Origin of the sequence: Methylobacter sp. BBA5.1, assembly GCF_000746145.1 — a bacterium.
Taxonomy (GTDB): Bacteria; Pseudomonadota; Gammaproteobacteria; order Methylococcales; family Methylomonadaceae; genus Methylobacter; species Methylobacter marinus.
Genome location: NZ_JQKS01000006.1, coordinates 84507 through 101966, shown reverse-complemented (window position 1 = coordinate 101966; position 17460 = coordinate 84507). Strand labels below are relative to the sequence as shown.

The following is a 17460-nucleotide window of genomic DNA, read 5'->3' as shown; positions in this document are numbered from 1 at the left end:
ACAGGGCGGCATCGAATGCTGGGCGTACCAGTCTAACTGTCCGCTAATGAGTAAAAAACATAAAAACAGCGAGTACGGCTATGGAAAAGATTTTAGTGACGGGGGCAACGGGCCAGATAGGCTCCGAATTGACAATGGCTCTGCGCAACCGGTTCGGCGCGGCCAATGTTGTGGCGGCCGGGCACAGCCGGCCGCCACTCAGTCACTTGCGGCAGTCGGGGCCTTATTGCCGTCTCGATGTGCGGGATGCCGAGGCCGTGCGCCAACTGGTCGAAGATTATCAAATCGATACGATTTTTCATTTGGCGTCGCTGTTGTCCGCCGTCGCGGAAGAAAAGCCACGGCAGGCCTGGGATATCAATATGAACGGCTTGCTCAATGTGCTGGAGGTCGCGCGCGTGCATGACTGTGCCGTGTTTTTTCCCAGCTCCATCGGCGCTTTCGGTCCCGGCACGCCGGCGATGGACACGCCGCAGGACACGATTCAGCGGCCGTCCACGTTGTACGGCATTACCAAGGTCTCAGGGGAGCTGTTGTGTGATTATTATTACCATCATTTCGGCGTCGATACGCGCGGTGTGCGCTATCCGGGGCTGATCTCGAACATCGCGCTGCCGGGCGGCGGAACGACGGATTATGCCGTGGATATTTTCTACGAGGCCGTCAAAAACGGGCATTACGACTGTTTTCTGGACGCCGACACGCAGTTGGACATGATGTATATGCCCGATGCCATCGGGGCCGCGATTCAATTGATGACGGCGGACAGCCAAAAGCTGCGCCATCGCAATGCCTTCAATATCACGGCCATGAGTTTTACCCCCGGGCAATTGGCCAGGGAAATTCAAAAGCATCTGCCCGGTTTCACAATCAGTTATCGCGTCGATCCGGTGCGCCAGGTGATCGCCGATTCCTGGCCCCGGCACATGGACGACAGTGCCGCACGCGCGGAATGGGGCTGGCGGCCGTGTTTCGGTCTGCCGGAGATGGTCAAGGATATGCTGGAGAAGATAGCGGTCAAACTGGACAAAAGCTGAGGAGACGTTTATGTCGCTGACAAAAATAGAGCCGTTATTCAAGGCCCGATTAACCGAGCTGCAACAGCAGGGTATGCGCAAAGGCCATGAGAAAATCGTCACCGGCAGGCTGGCGCCGGCGGACGGTTTCGGCCCGCGCTATTTTCTGGAGGGCCATGGCGATCAGGCGTTCTTGCGCATGAACTCGAATTCTTATCTGGGATTAAGCGGGCATCCTCGGGTGATCAAGGCCGAAGCCGAAGCCGCTGAGCAATTCGGCACGGGGCCGGGAGCGGTGCGCTTTATTAGCGGGACCTACCGGCCGCACGTAGCGCTGGAGCAAAGACTGGCCGCCTTTCACGGGCGCGAAGCGGCGATGACCATGAGCGCGGCTTACGCGACCATGATGGGTGTTCTGCCGCAGTTGATCTCGGACCAGACGCTGGTTGTCAGCGACGCGCTGAACCATAACTGCATCATCAATGCGATCCGCCTGTCGCATCCGGTCAGGAAGGAAGTCTATGCGCATGCCGATATCGATGCGCTGGAGCGCCTTCTTGATGCCAATAAGGGCCAGGCCAGGCGCGTCTGCGTGGTGACGGACGGCATTTTCAGTATGCGCGGCGATCATGCGCCGCTCGATAGGCTCAACGCGTGCTGCCGGCGCCATGAAGCCGGCTATGAAGAGGGCATTATCACGGTGGTCGATGATTCGCACGGGGTCGGCGTCTTCGGCCGGAGCGGACGCGGTACCGAGGAATATACCGGCAGTCAGGCCGACATCCTGATCGGCACGCTCGGCAAGGCTTTCGGCGTCAACGGCGGCTATGTGGCGGCGAGTTCGGCCGTCATTGCTTATTTGCGCGAGACGGCGCCATTATATATTTATTCGAATCCAATCACGCCCGCCGAAGCGGCCGCGGCTATGGCGGCGGTCGATATTGTCGACAGCCGGGAGGGCTTGGAAATGCTGGAGCGATTGCGCGGACTGAGTGCCCGGCTCAGATCCGGGCTGGAGCGGCTGGATTTTGAAATCTTGCCGGGCGAGCATCCTATCGTGCCAGTTCTGATCAGGGACACGGAAAAAACCTCGGCTTTGGTGGCGCATTTATTCGCGCACCGGATTTTGGCCACGGGGCTTAATTATCCGGTCGTGCCGAAAGGCGAGCAGGAAATCAGATTCCAGGTTGCGGCCGATCATACCGAAAAAGATCTGGACTATTTACTGGCCGTGCTGGCCGATTTCAATCAGTAGCTCTTCGGTATGGGGTGCAGGCCGGGTTGGCCAGGCCGGCAATTTTAAAGCCGGCCGTGCCGACTATCCGCAAAGTTCCGGCCCCAGTCTGCGCGTTGTAAAAGTGGTATCCTCTCGCGGTTATTTAATCGGCCGGCGTCAATTCGAAAATGATCAGTTCGGCCGGCCCTTTTCCAACATTTTCCACCGACATCAATTCGCCGGATTCCCAGAATACATCGCCAGCGGAATAAATATGGGTTCTACCTTTCTCGATCACTTTCAATTTGCCCTTGACGATATAGCGAGGCCCGGGGCCTTCATGCGTATGTTCGGGGGTTTTAAAGGCGGGCGGGAAGGTTATACGTATCACTTGGGTATTGATATGTTTACCGGGCGATGCTACTTGGTTTTCCAACAGAACGGTCCTGCCTAACGCCGGTTTTTCTTCCGCCGAGGCGGTGTTTATATGGCCGGCGAGTATCGTTGCAACTATTGCCGGCAGCAATAGCGCGGATTTTATAACTTGGGTTTTAATCATGAGCTTGCCTCGTTTTTATGGCTTAAGGGATCGGTTATGTTGATGCGAATCTGGACGGGTTGGTTTATATGAATTCCACGCCTACGCCGGTCCCCGGTTCAATGTGCTTGACGATAACCGGCTTAGGCAGGGCATCTTCAATATCCAGCGCCAGAACTTCCAATATGTCGCCGATAGCAAGGGGGGTGCTGAAGGTTGCAAATACAAACAATCCGCTGTCGGACAGATTTTTGGTATAGCCAATAACAGATTCGCCAGCGCTGCTTAACTGGATTTTTGCGCGATGTATCAAGCGCGTATGGCGACGGTTATTTTCTGTATTTGACATGCTTTAATATCCTGAGTCAGGAAGATAATATTCAAGAGTATAAGCTTTATTTATGAATTTTTTAAGCACTCGCCGCCATTATGAGTGAGGGATTTTCTTGATATGATCGTCTATACTAATAAGGGGATTTATTTGTTGATGATCAGGTGACTGCAATTGTGTCATTAACACCCTGTTCTTCTGCTTTTTATATTAAAAATGAGCTTGATCAATTTAATATGGCTTAAACAGTTTACTATTTTGAAAAGTAACTGAAAAAAGCCCTTGTTTGCAGGTATGATGATAAAAACATGAATGGCAAATGCCTATGAGAGCAGGCGATATATGGTTTTTGTCAAGCAAGTGGTATTTTTCATCATTTTGTAATAATGCTGCTTTACAGTCATACGATGATTGATTTGTAAGAAACTGGGAATAAATTGAGTAAGAGATATATTATCCGGATCTAGGTAAAGTTACGTATGTATATTGCCTGTTTACTATCCTATAATATTTCATTATTTAAAGTAGGGCATTTTTATTGTTCAAGTGCTTGGTTTGTAACTAATTGAAAAACAAGAAAAAGTATGATTAGTGTTTTGCTTGTTGATGATCATGAGCTTGTCCGGACCGGTATCGAAGCATTGTTGAATGCAGCGGATGATATTAAAGTTGTCGGTGTAGCCAAATCCGGTGAAGAGGCTGTCGATGCGGTCGTTGGTTTGTCTCCGGATGTCGTGTTGATGGACGTGAATATGCCGGGGATAGGTGGCGTGGAAGCCTGTCGTAGAATTTTGCAGCATGATGCTAAAGTCAAAATCATTGCGTTATCGGTTCATAATGACGGGCCCATTCCGCGCCAGTTACTCAAGCTGGGCGTTCTGGGATTTATTTCCAAGGGGTCTTCGGCTGAGGAGATGGTGAGCGCAATTCGCAAAGTCATGGAAGGCAAGCGCTATCTGTGCGCGGAAGTTGCCAATAATCTGGCTTTTCAGGGGTTGTCCGGCAATAGTGAATCGCCATTTTCAAAATTGTCTCAGCGAGAGGCGGAGGTGGTGACTTTAATTCTTCAGGGAAAAACCATCAAGGAGATGGCGGATATGCTGATATTGAGCGACAAGACCGTCAATACTTACCGCTATCGTCTTTACGACAAACTTCACATAAAAAATGACGTTGAATTGACGCGCCTGGCGGTTAAATTCGGCCACATTGATTCCGCGTTGATTTAAACGCAAACAAAACAGTTGGTAGGGAAAAAGGGCTCCACCATGCCAGGCATGGGGAACCCCGGGCTGATTACAAAAGCTCTCTGGCCTTGTTAAACGCATCCCTGAAATCAAGATACAAGGGCTTATCGGTTTCCAGCATCGATTTTAATAATTCATGCTGTAGCTGATATTTAATATCGCCGACAGCCAGTGCCCCGACGCCTACCGCCCCCGGTGCATTGACGGCATGGACCAGCGGTGCTCCCATGTCCTTCAGCTTGATGCCTTCTATGCCTAAAGGCGGAACAGCATTCACATCCCCCGCCACTTTTAATCGTTTCGCTTCATTCAAAACGTCAGCACTTAAGACCTGAATGCCGGCTTTTGCGGTACAAAAGATGATATCGGCATTGGCCACCAACCGGGCCTTGTCGGCTTCTGAACTGGCGCAGGTGCCTCTAAGGTTGCAGCCAAAACGGCGGTTGTATTCCTTTGGTATATCGAGGGCCGTATCGATCGACAGGTGATCGATCAAGGCCGTATCGGCGCCGGCCAAAGATGCGATAACGCCTGTGGCAACGCCAACCGGACCGGTTCCGCCAAAGACGATGGCATTGCAGTCTTTCAATTCCTTGCCATGTTTTGCCTTCAGTTCTTTTTCCACGCAAGCCACCAATGCGGCCGCTGTCGTAAAAGCGCCGCTGGGGTCGGCGAGAACGGACACTTCAAAAGGCGGGACCATGGCCTGTTTGCAGGTGTCCAGCATGTCCATGGCCAGGCCCAAATCGCGGCCACCGATAAAAATGCCCGTGCGTCTAACCCCTGACGGACTGCGCGAGAATATGGCGTCTTGAGTCAGGCCATAAACTCTGTCCAGTTTGACGTTACTATAGGGCACAAGCACATCAAATCCGGCATCCAGTGCCATGTTAACATCGAAGGGACTGTTATTTGGCATGGGGTCCAGCATGTGAATGATGCTGCGTTTCTCCATTAGAGATCCTCTTTCATTAGGGCGGGTCAAGTTAAGGTTTAACCGGCTTATTAGGTTTAAGTTTTAGATTTAATGTACTCTCTGGCAACTTCAAAGGCGTGCTCGAAATGCAGATACACAGGTTTTTCGGTGCTGATCATTTTTTTCAGCAAGCGGTTTTGAGCCTGGTATTTAATATTGCCGATGGCCAGCGCGCCAATGCCGACAGCACCGCTGCTTGATCCCTGGATGGGCGCGCCGTCATGGAACGCATCAACGCCGGCGATGCCTGAGGGCGGCACGGCATTGACATCGGCGGCCACTTTCAGTTGTGGGGCCGAGGCAATCAGTTCCGCGCTTAATAATTCAATGCCGGCGGCACCGGTTGCAAAGACGACGTCCGCGGTTTTGATATATTCGGCTTTATCGGCGTCGGCGCCGGCTTCGACGGTGATTTTACCGTCGCCGAACTCGTTGCTGCACATATCGGCGACCCGTTGCGCTTTGTCCAGCTGGCGGCCGATAATTCTTACATGGGCCCCGGCCTGAGCGGCGATGACGGCGGCTGCCTGGCCGACCGGACCGGTTCCGCCGAGCGCCAGAATGTTTTTATCCGCCAGCGTGGTGTTGAATTTTGTCATGAGTTCGCGCTCGACGGCGGCAACCATGCCGGCCGCGGTCGTGAATGCGCCGCTGGGATCGGCGAAAACGGAGACTTCAAAGGGTGGTACCATGGCATGTTTGGCCGCTCGCAGCATGTCCATGGCTTGTTTGGTATCGCGGCCGCCGATGAAAATAGCGGTTCTTTTCAGGTTTTTCTGGCTGCGTGAGAAAATGGCGTCCTGTACCAGTCCCTGAACTTCGCTGGGTTCGACATTGATATATGGGACTGCCGAAACCCAACCGGCATCCATCGCCATGTTGACGTCAAACGGGCTGAGGTTTTTGGCAGTGGTCAGCATGTGTAAAATGAATGGTTTTTCCATGATATCCCCTTTATGTGTTTAGCTCGCAAGTATAAAAGAAAAAGTATCAGAATAACACCGCCTCAGGCTTTTTGGATTTTAAAAACTCGGCGAATCTGTGTATTATCAGGCCTATTTTATTTGTTCGGAGAAATGAATGCACAACGTGACGTTGATTAAAGGTGATGGAATCGGTCCTTCCATTATGGAGGCCGCGGTCAAGATTATTGATGCGTCCGGCGCCAAGATAAATTGGGAAGAAGCCGATGCCGGCATGGCCGCGTTTGATAAGCACGGCACGCCGATTCCCGATGCAACCTTGGCCTCGATAGAAAAAAACCGCGTGGCTTTCAAGGGGCCTTTGACGACACCGGTCGGCAAAGGTTTCAGGAGCATCAATGTCGCCTTGCGTCAGCAATATGATCTTTATGCCAATGTCCGCCCGGCCAAAACCTGGAAAGGCGCGCAAACCCGTTTTGAAGATGTCGATATCGTCGTTGTCAGGGAGAACACGGAAGGCCTGTATGCGGGGCTGGAGCACTTTCTGACCCGCAAGAAGGATATAGCCGAAAGCCTGGCCGTTGTGACCCGTGAAGGCTCTGAACGTATCGTTGAGTATGCTTTCAAATACGCGCGCGAAAACGGCCGCAAAAAAGTCACGATCTGCCATAAAGCCAATATTCTCAAGTACACCTCGGGTTTGTTTCTGGATGTGGCCAGGGAAGTGGCGGCGCGTTACCCGGATATCGAATGCGACGAGAAAATCGTCGATGCCATCTGTATGCACATGGTCATGGACCCGTCTCAGTTCGACGTGGTCGTGACGACCAACATGTTCGGCGACATTCTCTCTGATCTGACGGCCGGTCTGGTCGGCGGCCTGGGGCTGATTCCGGGTGCCAATATCGGCAGCGACGCGGCCTTGTTTGAGGCCGTGCACGGCAGCGCGCCGGATATCGCCGGCAAAAACATCGCGAACCCGACCGCCGTGATCATGGCGGGCGTCATGATGCTGAATTATCTGGGTGAGCATGAGGCCGCGAATCGCATCAAGGCCGCGACTGAAAAAGTCATCGGCGATGGCGAGTTTGTCACGCCGGATTTGAACCGGAATTCGAAAGCCGGCACGACCGAAATGCGCGATGCCATTATTGCCGCCATGCAATAAATTCTTAACCAATGCGGGGGCGGCCTGAGGTCGCCCCTGTCAGTCAAATACGATGAATGATCTAAAAGCCCAGCAACGCCGCAAAGCTTACGATGCACGCAACGCCCAGGCGGACAAGGAGGCAGTCAGCCGGATCATTTGTGACCAAGTCATGGTGCAGCCGGCTTATCGTCAGGCAGAAACCGTGATGTGGTACATCCACTGCCGATCGGAAGTCAGGACCGAACCGGCCGTCTTGCATGAAATCTCAACCGGTAAACATATCGTCATTCCCTACTGTACTAAGGATGAGCAGGGCCATAATAAACTGGGCCTGTGGCGACTGGAACATTTTACCGAGCTGGTGCCCGGCATGTGGGGGATTCTGGAGCCGCCCAGATCACGATGGGGCGAGGCGGGCAGGGAAGTTGCGCCGGAACAGCTCGATTGCATTATCGTGCCGGGCGTGGCGTTTGACGGTCATGGCGGACGCCTCGGCAACGGCGCGGGTTATTATGACCGCTTATTGCGATCGGTCAGAGCGGATACCGTCTTGGTCGGGGTGTGTTACGAATCCCAGTTATTGGATCGGATCGCCATGGAAGCCCATGATGTGGCCATGGATTTCGTGATTACGGAAAAAGCGATTTATACCGCTCCTGCCCGACCGTCGTCACGCTAATGGATGTTCAGACGCTAAAAAACAGCGTTGCCTCTTCGCCGGCTTTTGTTCTGGATGCCGTCGAGATCATTGATACCTTGAAAGTATTGGATGCATTGCGCCGCCAGTGCGGCTGCAAGGTCTTATATTCGATCAAGGCTCTGCCTTTTTCCGCTATTCTTGAGCTGGCAAAACCGTTTGTAGACGGCTTTTCGGTCAGTTCCCTGTTTGAGGCGCGGCTCGCCGATGAGGTTTTGGCGGGGCGGGGCAGCCTGCATTTGACCACGCCCGGCATCAGGCCGGATGAGGTCGGCGAACTGGCCGGCCTGTGTTCGCATATCAGCTTCAATTCTTTAAATCAGTATCAGCGCTTTGGCGCGGCGGCCAGCGCCCAGGCTTCGGTCGGTCTCAGGCTGAACCCCAAGCTGTCGTTTCTTGAGGACGCGCGTTTCGATCCCTGTCGGCCGTATTCAAAACTGGGCGTCGATATCGAGGCGTTATGCCATTCCGCTTGTCTCGAGCAGATCAGCGGACTGCACTTCCATACCGTTTTTTCGGCGCTGGATTTCGCGCCGTTAATTAAAACGATAGAAAAACTTCAGTCCTGTTTGGGCTCAAGATTCGCCAGACTCGAGTGGTTGAATTTGGGCGGCGGCTATTTGTTCGGCCAGATGGAAGATCATAGCCGGTTTGTTCAGTTGGTCCGCTCGCTGAAAAGCGATTTCGGCATCGAAGTCTATATCGAACCGGGCAAGGCGGTCGTAGGACGCGCGGGATATCTGATCGCCACCGTGATCGATACCTTTGTCAGCGACGGCAAAGCCATCGCCGTGCTCGATACGTCGGTCAATCATAATCCGGAAGTGTTTGAATATCAGCGTCGGCCCGAGTTGCACGAGCATGCGCCGGATGGCGGGCATACGGCGATGCTGGTGGGCTGCACCTGCCTGGCCGGCGATGTATTCGGCGACTACCGCTTTAATGAGCCGTTGACAGTGGGCGACCGCGTGGTTTTTAAACATGTCGGGGCCTACAGCCTGATTAAAGCCAATCGCTTTAACGGTTATAACTTGCCTGATGTCTATGGAGCTTTGCAAGAAAGCGTCACTTTATTAAAACACTATGGTTATCGGGACTACCGTAGCCAATGGCTCAGTGATGAGCTTGTTTCATGATGACAGTTTGCCTTGAACAAGCCAGTCGGTTATAAGCGATGCGAGCAGGCGCGAGAAAACAGACAATAGTTTTTTAGATTTTAATTTTAACCAGCGGGGTTATGACAATGAAAGCAGTGTTAATGACCGAAGTGGGCGGGCCTGAAGTTCTGCATTTACAGGACATGGCAGAGCCTGAAATAACAAATCCGGCACAAGTCAAAATCCGCCTTAAAGCCGCCGGCATCAATCCCATTGATACCAAGGTCAGGGCTAACGGGCTTTTTTACCCGGATGCACTGCCTGCGGTATTAGGTTGCGATGGCGCCGGCACTATCGTTGCTGTCGGCGATGAGGTTACGGGCTTTAAGCCCGGTGATGAAGTCTGGTTCTGCAATGGCGGCCTGGGAAAAGAACAGGGCAATTATGCCGAATATACGGTGATCGACAACCGTTGGCTGGCTTTGAAACCCAAGACCGCTTCTTTTACGGAAGCAGCGGCTTTGCCGTTGGTTTTGATTACGGCATGGGGCGCCCTGTTCGAGCGCGGCGGCTTGCAGTCGGGGCAAACGGTTTTGATTCACGCCGGCGCCGGCGGCGTGGGACATGTGGCGATACAGTTGGCCAAGCAAAAAGGCGCGCGTGTCATCACGACGGTCAGTTCTGAGGAAAAAGCCGATTTTGTGCGTCGCCTGGGCGCCGATGACGTTATTTTTTACCGGCATGAGGATCTGCTGGAGCGCGTCAACAACCTGACCGAGAGCCATGGCGCTGACCTGGTTTTTGATACGATCGGCCCTGAAGCCTTTAAAGCCAGCATCGAAGCTACGGCCCATTTCGGCTCGATTGTGACCTTGCTGGATCCCGGCGCGATCAGTCTGGCCGAGGCGCGCATGCGTAACTTGAAAATCGGTTTTGAATTGATGCTAACACCCATGCTAAGAGGCCTGGACGACGCGCGGAAAAAACACGTGGAAATTTTAAAGCGCTGTGCCGAATGGTTCGACCAGGGTGTTTTGCAGGTCAACGTCAGTCATCTTTTAAGACTTGATCAAGCATCGGAAGCGCACCATTTGATCGGGGCAGGGCATATGACCGGAAAAATTGTACTCGAGATATAACCGATTTGATTAAAGGATCAAAGCCGAACAGATTTATCGATTGTTAATTAAGCGCCAGTTGAATAATGGGTATTGTCAGTTGTAAAGGGTCATAAAAAACCGGCAATGAATATCAGTATAAATGAGCAATATCATGGGAATTCCAGGTTTCTTATTTATACTGAAAAATATTCTTGATATTAATTTTTACAATAGCGGCAGTCAGGCTTTTTGATTATTTCAATCGTCTTAACTTCATCTGTTGTAAATATATTAAATATTAAGAAGAAAAAGTTAACTCTGTGTTAAGGCAGGTAAAAATGTTGAGCAGTTTACAAAAACAACAAAAGATTATTATTGCTGATGCAGACCCTGACTCACGAGCCGAAACCGTGGAATGTTTGCAAGCGAGAGGATTTCATAATCTGACTGTTGTCATTGACGGCAACAGGATTTATGAAATGCTGCGCGCTTATCAATATGAGCCTGAGCAATTGGGATTGATGATTATTGATGAAAAACTGCCCCAGTTTCGGAGCGAGGAATTGCGCAAATACCTGTCGCACGAGAACGAAGCGGTTTTCTTGCCTGTCATTGTGCTCGTCAGCGATCGGTCAAAAAATAGTGATCTTGCGTCAGTAAAAAACCAATGCCAGTTCTACATGCTTGCCCGCCCCTTCCTGCCGACCGAATTGCTTATTCTGGTTGAGTTTCTTTTGGTCTTGAAGAATGAGCGTTTCCTGCGTCATAAGCAGAAAGAAGAACTGATTACCGAACTGACCACGCGCAAACTGCTCGATGCAAGATTGAAATATCTGGTCGTTCATGATGATCTGACCGGTTTGCTAAACCGGCGCAATCTTGAGCAGCATCTTTATCTGGTGCTGCATAAACACGCCAAATTTCAGCAAAATGGCGTGCTGCTGTTTATCGATCTGGACCGGTTCGGATTGATCAATGATCTGGAGGGGTTTGAGGCCGCGGACCGGCTTCTTATTGAAGTGGTTAACATGATCAGAACGGCCACTTGCGAAAAAGGCCTGTTCGCCCGCGTCGGCTCCGACGAACTGTGTCTGTATCTGGAAAATACCACTATTGAAAACGCAAGTATTATCGCGGAACACATTTGTAAAAGACTGGATGAGTTTCGCTTTATCATGGCCAATGCCTGCTATCACATTACAGCCTCTATCGGCATTGCCTCGTTAAAATCCTTTCAAATTGTCAAGCATCCCGGTGAATTGATTTCAAGAGCGCACCAGGCTTGCGCGATAGCCAAGAGCAAGGGCCGTAACAGGGTATGGCAATATTGCGAGGACGATCAGGCTTTCAAGGAAAGGCAGCGCGATATTTATTGGGTCCCCTTGATCAGGGATGCCTTGTTAAACGACAAGTTCTTTCTTGTTTTTCAGCCGATAGTCGGTTTATTGGACGGCGAAATATCCCATTACGAAGTCCTGATCAGAATGAGGGATGGCGGCGAGCGCGTTATCAGTCCGGGCGAGTTTATTCCGGTGGCGGAAAGAATGGGGCTTATCCATGGCATTGATGCCTGGGTGGTCGATAAAGCCATCGATTTCTTATCCTCGCTGCCGCCGGAGTTTTCGCATATCCGCCTGGCGATAAACCTGTCCTGCATGGCCTTTCAAGATGATTCGATAGCGGCTTTTATCCGGCAAAAACTGGATATGTCCTGGGTCAGCGGCGACCGTCTCACGTTTGAAATCACCGAAACGGCGGCAGTGGATAATTTTGAACAGACCCGATCCCTGATTGATCAGATCCGGGCATTAGGTTGTCATATCGCATTAGATGATTTCGGCGCCGGTTTCTGTTCGTTTAACTATTTAAAAATATTCCCTGTTGAGTATGTGAAAATCGACGGCCAATTTATACAAAATCTGGTCAATGATGAAACGGACCAAATGCTGGTGCGCTCGATGCAGCAGATTGCCCGGAAGCTGGGTAAAAAAACCATTGCCGAATATGTTGAATGTCCGCAGACTATCAGAATTTTGAGGGAAATCGGTATCAATTACGGCCAAGGCAGCATTTTTGGCCAACCTCTCGAGCAACTGTCGGCTCAGAGCGCCTTTCAGACGCATGATTTGGCCGAGAACCACTGTTTTAGCTAATCCCATCCAGTATTTGCTCAATAAATTTCCTTGAGCCGGTTATCAGGGCGGGCCATGTTGCCGGTTAACTGGCAGTCAGGCCGCTATATAGGGAAATGCTGTCGCTCACTCTAACCTGACGATAATTTTAGCGGCGTTCATTTAATCGTTTTTTAAAGGCCGGACGGTATTATTCATTTATTGTTCATGTTATACGGATAGATTGAGGCTTGCTGATTCAGGTATTCCTATTTATGTATAATACAGGGTGCTGTCAGGGATGATACTTAATGAAATGATGAATGTAGTATGAGGCTATGGTAGAAAAAACAAGAAAGCGCGGTGTTCGGTATGTCCAGAAAAAAAAGCCAAAGAAACCTGATTCTCACTGGGTTAGAAATACAGTCTGGATTATTGTTGCTGGATTTACATTCGTTTTACTGAGCTATATCGGTTATCTGGATTACAACGTACGCGAGAAGTTTGAAGGCAATCGTTGGGCGATTCCCGCCCGGGTCTACGCCAGTCCGGTTGAGCTTTATGCCGGCTATGGTATTTCTGCCGCCAAGTTTGAAGAGTTACTGCAGAGGCTGCATTATCGTCAGGATGCCCGGCTATTGTCGGAAGGCTCCTATTTCAGACAGGGACAATCGATTAGCTTGAAAACCCGTAATTTTGCCTTCTGGGATCAGCCTCAACCCGCCAGTCTGATCCGTCTGAATTTTTCCGGCTCGACCGTAGCCGGCATCGTTGATCTGGCGGAGTCTAAGGAAGTCGCCATCGTGCGCATGGATCCCGTGCAAATCGGCAGCTTTTATCCGACTATCAAGGAAGATCGGATATTAATCAAATGGCAGGATGCGCCCGACGCGCTGGTCAAAGGCTTGCTGGCGACCGAGGACCGGGATTTTTACGACCATTTCGGTATCTCATTGAAGGCCATTGCCAGGGCCATGTGGGCCAATTTTCGCGCCGGCGGCATCGTCCAGGGCGGCAGCACCATCACTCAGCAGTTGGTTAAAAACTTTTATCTGACCTCTGAGCGCAGCCTGTGGCGTAAGATCAATGAAGTTTTCATGTCGTTGATACTGGAGGCCCGGTTCAGTAAGAACGCCATTCTTGAAGCTTATTTAAATGAGGTTTTTCTCGGCCAGGACGGCGGCAGCGCCGTGCATGGCTTTGCCCTGGCCAGCGAATTTTATTTTGGCAGCAATTTAAAAGACCTGCCGCTGGAACAGATTGCCTCGCTGGTCGCCCTGGTGCGCGGGCCTTCTTACTATGATCCCCGGCGCAACCCCGATCGCGCCCTGCAGCGGCGTAACCTGGTCCTGAGCGAGATGGCCGCCGAGGGCTATATCACGGACCGGCAGGCGGAGGAGGCAAAGGCAAAACCGCTGAATGTCGTTGCGCGCACCCATCGCTCGGCCAACCGCTATCCTGCCTTTCTCGACCTGGTCAAGCGGCAATTAAAACAGGAATACCGCGAGGAAGATTTGACGTCCGAGGGGTTGAGGATTTTCACGACGCTGGATACCCTGGCTCAAGATGCATTGGAGCAATCCATTACCACTAAGCTGAATCAGCTGGAAAAACGGCCTAAGGCCAAAAAGCTGGAAACGGCTGTTGTAGTGACCCGTAGAGATAGCGGTGAAATTGTTGCGCTGGCCGGCGGTCGGCAACACACGGCGGCAGGGTTCAACCGCGCCCTGGATGCGGTCCGGCCGATCGGCTCCCTGATCAAGCCGGTCATTTACCTGACCGCGCTGGAGTATCCGGACAAGTATACGATTACCACCCCGATAAGCGATACCGCCATCCATATCAAGGGCGCCAATGGTAAGGTCTGGGCGCCTAGAAATTACGACCACAGGGAGCACGGCAATGTCGGCCTGCATACAGCCCTGACGCATTCTTATAATCTGGCGACGGTACGCATAGGCATGGATGTCGGTATTGCCAGAACGGCCAAGACCTTGAGAAACATGGGCGTTACCCGGCCTGTTGACCTGTTTCCGTCATTCTTGCTGGGAGCCGCGGAGTTAACGCCCATGGAAGTCACGCAGATGTATCAGACGTTGGCCGGCGACGGTTTTTCAACGCCGATACGCGGCATCAGAGCCGTGGTCGCGGCCAATGGCGAGCATCTGCAAAGTTATCCGTTCATCGTCCGGCAGGCGGTCGATCCTGCCGCCACGTATATCGTTAATACCATCCTGCAGGAAGTCATGCATAAGGGAACAGGGCGTTCAGCCTATTCGGCATTTCCTGGCGATTATGGCCTGGTCGGCAAGACCGGCACGACCAATGATTCCAAAGACAGCTGGTTTGCCGGCTATACCGGTGATTATTTATCGGTGGTCTGGGTGGGGCGCGATGATAATAAACCGGTCGGTTTAACGGGCTCAAGCGGAGCCTTGCAGGTCTGGATATCACTGATGCGGCAGATATCGACGCAACCGGTAAACCTGATTCCTCCGGATAATATCCAAATGGCCTGGGTCGATCCTTATAGCGGCTTATTGGCGAATGAAGCCTGCGAGGGCGCGCGCGAGTATCCTTATATCGCCGGTTCCGCGCCAGTTGAATACGCGGCATGCGTCGATGCGCCTGTCAATGAGTTTAATACATTTTTCAAGAGTATTTTTCCGCAATAATTTAAGGTATCTATGAACAAAGTTAGTTATTTTCACTTGATTTTGCTGGCATTCGCCTTTTTTAGCGCCGCCGGCCATGCGGAAGACAGGCCGGTCCGGGAACTGAAAGCGTTTCTGGATACGACAAAGACTCTGACAGCCGATTTTAAACAGGTGCTGATCAATGAGGCCGGCGATCCGGTGCAAACCAGTTATGGCATTTTTTATCTGCAACGGCCCGGTAAATTTCGTTGGGATTATCAAAGACCTTTTCAACAGCAAATCATAGCCAATTCCGGCAAGGTCTGGTTTTATGACACGGATCTGGAGCAAGTCACCATTAAAAAGCTTGATGAGTCACTGGGCTCCACGCCGGCACTGCTGTTAAGCGGCGAGGTATCCCTGGAGGATAATTTTATTATGGAGCAACAGGGCGAGGATGAGGGGCTACTTTGGGTAAAATTACTGCCTAAAAACGAAGAAAGCGGATTTAAATATGTTTTGATCGGTTTGAACAGCGGGATATTGGGCGGCATGGAATTAAGCGATAACTTCGGCCAGCTGACGCGCATTTATTTTTCCAATGTCAGGATCAATCAGGCAATCAGGCCGGATTTGTTTCAATTTCGCGCACCCAAGGGTGTCGATATTTTTTCCGAATAGTCGATCGCCATTGCGCGAGACATAAACACCAAACAGGATACGAAGCAAATATAACCCTGAATGAGCGTCGCGGTAAAAATCTCAGTTATAGCGATGCAGCAATAATCAGGAAAAACTGTCCGAACGGGTGTATCTTTAGCCTTTTATCTTCTCGACCTTTGTATGTTTGAAGACTTGACCCAACCCTTGGCCGACAGGATGCGGCCTGCAATATTGGATGATTACGTCGGCCAGCAGCATGTTTTGAAGCCCGGCAAGCCCTTGTATGAATCCATCGTTTCAGGCCGACTGCATTCGATGATCTTCTGGGGACCGCCGGGCACTGGCAAAACAACGCTGGCGCGTCTTGTCGCCCATCAATCCGATGCCGAATTCATGCCCATTTCCGCCGTGCTGGCCGGCGTCAAGGAGATCCGTGCGGCTGTCGCCGAGGCCCGGAAGATCCAGCAGCAACAGCACAGGCGCACGATTCTATTCGTCGACGAAGTCCATCGCTTCAATAAATCGCAGCAGGACGCTTTCCTGCCGCATGTGGAAGACGGCACGGTTTATTTTGTCGGCGCGACGACTGAAAATCCGTCTTTTGCGCTTAACAATGCGTTATTGTCGCGGGCTCGCGTTTATGTCCTCAATGCGTTGACGCCCGACGATCTGCTGGGCGTATTGAACAAGGCATTAACGGACCCGGATCGAGGACTGGGCAAGCGGGCTGTCGAAATGGACGACAGCATTAAACAGCAATTTGCCCAGGCGGCCGATGGCGATGCCAGGCGCTTGCTGAATCTGCTCGAAATCGCTGTGGAACTGGCCACCGCCAATGACAGCCGGGTCATTGATGAGAAAATCGCCAGGGAAGTGCTGACCGGCGGCGTGCGGCGGTTCGATAATCAGGGCGAGGAATTTTACAATCAGATCTCAGCCTTGCATAAATCGGTGCGCGGCAGTTCTCCCGATGCCTCGCTTTACTGGCTCTGCCGGATGATCGATGCCGGCTGCGACTTGACTTATCTGTCCAGGCGCATCGTCCGGATGGCTTCGGAAGACATCGGCAATGCCGATCCCCGGGCGCTGCAGATTGCCGTTAACGCTTGGGAAACGCAGGAGCGGCTTGGCAGTCCCGAGGGCGAACTGGCACTGGCCCAGGCCGTCGTTTATCTGGCCTGCGCGCCTAAAAGCAATGCCGTGTACATGGCTTATAACGCGGCCATGCGCGACGCCAGGCAAAGCGGCAGCCTGGGCGTGCCCGTGCATTTGCGCAATGCGCCGACCAAGTTGATGAAGTCGCTCGATTACGGCAAGGCATACCGTTATGCCCATGACGAGCCGGAAGCCTACGCGGCCGGCGAGAACTATTTTCCCGATGAATTGGCGGGGACCCGGTATTACCAGCCTGTGGACCGGGGACTGGAGATTAAAATCAAGGAAAAGCTGAGGCATTTGCAAGAGCTCGACCGGCGCTCAAAGTGACCTTGTTTTTACGCTTCATTCAATCAATTCAAGGATGCATGCAGAAGGCGGATAGAAAAACTGCTCCTGCGTTTTCGACATTCGCCGCATCCTTGTGGCTTAGGATTTGGTTGTCAATAATGTCCCTGTTTAAACATAGGATGTGCCGACGACAGGAGGCGCATCGTTTGCGAGCGATGCGTTTCGCTGTGCCGCCTAGAGCGCCTACTTTGAGTCAACATCCTATGCAAGATTCCAGTTTCAGGAAGTCATTTTCAGCCAAATCCTTAGCGGG

The 17460-nt window shown here is 51.8% G+C and carries 15 protein-coding genes; 11 read left to right on the top strand and 4 right to left on the bottom strand.

Going from position 1 to position 17460, the window contains the following annotated elements; genetic code table 11:
* Positions 1-80: 80 nt before the first annotated feature.
* Positions 81-1037 (top strand): NAD-dependent epimerase/dehydratase family protein, encoded by a 957-nt coding sequence (locus tag EK22_RS05550; protein ID WP_036248826.1) that lies wholly within the window; start codon positions 81-83, stop codon positions 1035-1037.
* 10 nt (positions 1038-1047) lie between these two features.
* Positions 1048-2271 (top strand): aminotransferase class I/II-fold pyridoxal phosphate-dependent enzyme, encoded by a 1224-nt coding sequence (locus EK22_RS05545; RefSeq protein WP_036248823.1) that lies wholly within the window; start codon positions 1048-1050, stop codon positions 2269-2271.
* Positions 2272-2395: 124 nt separating this feature from the next.
* On the opposite strand, the gene EK22_RS05540 is transcribed toward EK22_RS05545, so the two are convergent.
* Both EK22_RS05540 and EK22_RS05535 read right to left on the bottom strand, forming a co-directional pair.
* Positions 2396-2791: a cupin domain-containing protein gene (locus EK22_RS05540; protein ID WP_020157853.1), complete on the bottom strand. Its 396-nt coding sequence runs from the start codon at positions 2789-2791 to the stop codon at positions 2396-2398.
* 64 nt (positions 2792-2855) lie between these two features.
* A complete protein-coding gene (locus tag EK22_RS05535; RefSeq protein ID WP_036248821.1) occupies positions 2856-3119 on the bottom strand; it encodes a PilZ domain-containing protein in 264 nt (87 codons plus the stop codon).
* Between the two features lie 566 nt (positions 3120-3685).
* Here EK22_RS05535 and EK22_RS05530 point away from each other — a divergent pair.
* The gene (locus EK22_RS05530) at positions 3686-4330 is read left to right on the top strand and encodes a response regulator (protein WP_020157851.1); all 645 of its coding nucleotides are present in this window, start codon (positions 3686-3688) and stop codon (positions 4328-4330) included.
* Between the two features lie 67 nt (positions 4331-4397).
* Here the strand turns inward: EK22_RS05530 and EK22_RS05525 are convergent, their stop codons facing one another.
* On the bottom strand, positions 4398-5303 hold the full coding sequence (locus EK22_RS05525) for an NAD(P)-dependent methylenetetrahydromethanopterin dehydrogenase (RefSeq protein WP_036248819.1): 906 nt from the start codon (positions 5301-5303) through the stop codon (positions 4398-4400).
* A gap of 56 nt (positions 5304-5359) precedes the next feature.
* Positions 5360-6268: an NAD(P)-dependent methylenetetrahydromethanopterin dehydrogenase gene (locus EK22_RS05520; protein ID WP_020157849.1), complete on the bottom strand. Its 909-nt coding sequence runs from the start codon at positions 6266-6268 to the stop codon at positions 5360-5362.
* Between the two features lie 136 nt (positions 6269-6404).
* On the opposite strand from EK22_RS05520, the gene EK22_RS05515 reads away from it, so the two are divergent.
* The 8 genes from EK22_RS05515 to EK22_RS05480 all read left to right on the top strand — a co-directional run bounded on the left by EK22_RS05515 (position 6405) and on the right by EK22_RS05480 (position 17186).
* The gene (locus EK22_RS05515; protein ID WP_020157848.1) at positions 6405-7415 is read left to right on the top strand and encodes an isocitrate/isopropylmalate dehydrogenase family protein; all 1011 of its coding nucleotides are present in this window, start codon (positions 6405-6407) and stop codon (positions 7413-7415) included.
* A 52-nt stretch (positions 7416-7467) separates the two neighbouring features.
* The gene (locus EK22_RS05510) at positions 7468-8076 is read left to right on the top strand and encodes a 5-formyltetrahydrofolate cyclo-ligase (RefSeq protein WP_036248816.1); all 609 of its coding nucleotides are present in this window, start codon (positions 7468-7470) and stop codon (positions 8074-8076) included.
* On the top strand, positions 8076-9230 hold the full coding sequence (locus tag EK22_RS05505; RefSeq protein WP_036248813.1) for a type III PLP-dependent enzyme domain-containing protein: 1155 nt from the start codon (positions 8076-8078) through the stop codon (positions 9228-9230). The genes EK22_RS05510 and EK22_RS05505 overlap by 1 nt, the downstream gene beginning before the upstream one ends.
* 107 nt (positions 9231-9337) lie before the next feature.
* Positions 9338-10330, top strand: coding sequence for a zinc-dependent alcohol dehydrogenase family protein (locus EK22_RS05500; RefSeq protein WP_036248810.1), 993 nt, complete (start codon positions 9338-9340; stop codon positions 10328-10330).
* 299 nt (positions 10331-10629) lie between these two features.
* Positions 10630-12444 carry an EAL domain-containing protein gene (locus EK22_RS05495; RefSeq protein WP_036248807.1) on the top strand — a complete coding sequence of 605 codons (1815 nt, stop codon included), beginning with the start codon at positions 10630-10632 and terminating at the stop codon, positions 12442-12444.
* Positions 12445-12740: 296 nt separating this feature from the next.
* The gene (gene mrcB / locus EK22_RS05490) at positions 12741-15077 is read left to right on the top strand and encodes a penicillin-binding protein 1B (RefSeq protein WP_036248805.1); all 2337 of its coding nucleotides are present in this window, start codon (positions 12741-12743) and stop codon (positions 15075-15077) included.
* Between the two features lie 12 nt (positions 15078-15089).
* On the top strand, positions 15090-15719 hold the full coding sequence (gene lolA / locus EK22_RS05485; RefSeq protein WP_036248803.1) for an outer membrane lipoprotein periplasmic chaperone LolA: 630 nt from the start codon (positions 15090-15092) through the stop codon (positions 15717-15719).
* A 162-nt stretch (positions 15720-15881) separates the two neighbouring features.
* Positions 15882-17186 carry a replication-associated recombination protein A gene (locus EK22_RS05480; RefSeq protein ID WP_036248800.1) on the top strand — a complete coding sequence of 435 codons (1305 nt, stop codon included), beginning with the start codon at positions 15882-15884 and terminating at the stop codon, positions 17184-17186.
* The last annotated feature ends 274 nt before the right edge of the window (positions 17187-17460 follow it).

What these genes read in the sequence shown, in the direction of transcription:
- EK22_RS05540 (WP_020157853.1), bottom strand. Translation starts at nt 2,791, where the DNA reads ATGATTAAAACCCAAGTTATAAAATCCGCGCTATTGCTGCCGGCAATA.
- EK22_RS05545 (WP_036248823.1), top strand. Translation starts at nt 1,048, where the DNA reads ATGTCGCTGACAAAAATAGAGCCGTTATTCAAGGCCCGATTAACCGAG.
- mrcB (WP_036248805.1), top strand. Translation starts at nt 12,741, where the DNA reads ATGGTAGAAAAAACAAGAAAGCGCGGTGTTCGGTATGTCCAGAAAAAA.
- EK22_RS05550 (WP_036248826.1), top strand. Translation starts at nt 81, where the DNA reads ATGGAAAAGATTTTAGTGACGGGGGCAACGGGCCAGATAGGCTCCGAA.
- EK22_RS05500 (WP_036248810.1), top strand. Translation starts at nt 9,338, where the DNA reads ATGAAAGCAGTGTTAATGACCGAAGTGGGCGGGCCTGAAGTTCTGCAT.
- EK22_RS05520 (WP_020157849.1), bottom strand. Translation starts at nt 6,268, where the DNA reads ATGGAAAAACCATTCATTTTACACATGCTGACCACTGCCAAAAACCTC.
- EK22_RS05495 (WP_036248807.1), top strand. Translation starts at nt 10,630, where the DNA reads ATGTTGAGCAGTTTACAAAAACAACAAAAGATTATTATTGCTGATGCA.
- EK22_RS05535 (WP_036248821.1), bottom strand. Translation starts at nt 3,119, where the DNA reads ATGTCAAATACAGAAAATAACCGTCGCCATACGCGCTTGATACATCGC.
- EK22_RS05525 (WP_036248819.1), bottom strand. Translation starts at nt 5,303, where the DNA reads ATGGAGAAACGCAGCATCATTCACATGCTGGACCCCATGCCAAATAAC.
- EK22_RS05480 (WP_036248800.1), top strand. Translation starts at nt 15,882, where the DNA reads ATGTTTGAAGACTTGACCCAACCCTTGGCCGACAGGATGCGGCCTGCA.
- lolA (WP_036248803.1), top strand. Translation starts at nt 15,090, where the DNA reads ATGAACAAAGTTAGTTATTTTCACTTGATTTTGCTGGCATTCGCCTTT.
- EK22_RS05515 (WP_020157848.1), top strand. Translation starts at nt 6,405, where the DNA reads ATGCACAACGTGACGTTGATTAAAGGTGATGGAATCGGTCCTTCCATT.
- EK22_RS05530 (WP_020157851.1), top strand. Translation starts at nt 3,686, where the DNA reads ATGATTAGTGTTTTGCTTGTTGATGATCATGAGCTTGTCCGGACCGGT.
- EK22_RS05505 (WP_036248813.1), top strand. Translation starts at nt 8,076, where the DNA reads ATGGATGTTCAGACGCTAAAAAACAGCGTTGCCTCTTCGCCGGCTTTT.
- EK22_RS05510 (WP_036248816.1), top strand. Translation starts at nt 7,468, where the DNA reads ATGAATGATCTAAAAGCCCAGCAACGCCGCAAAGCTTACGATGCACGC.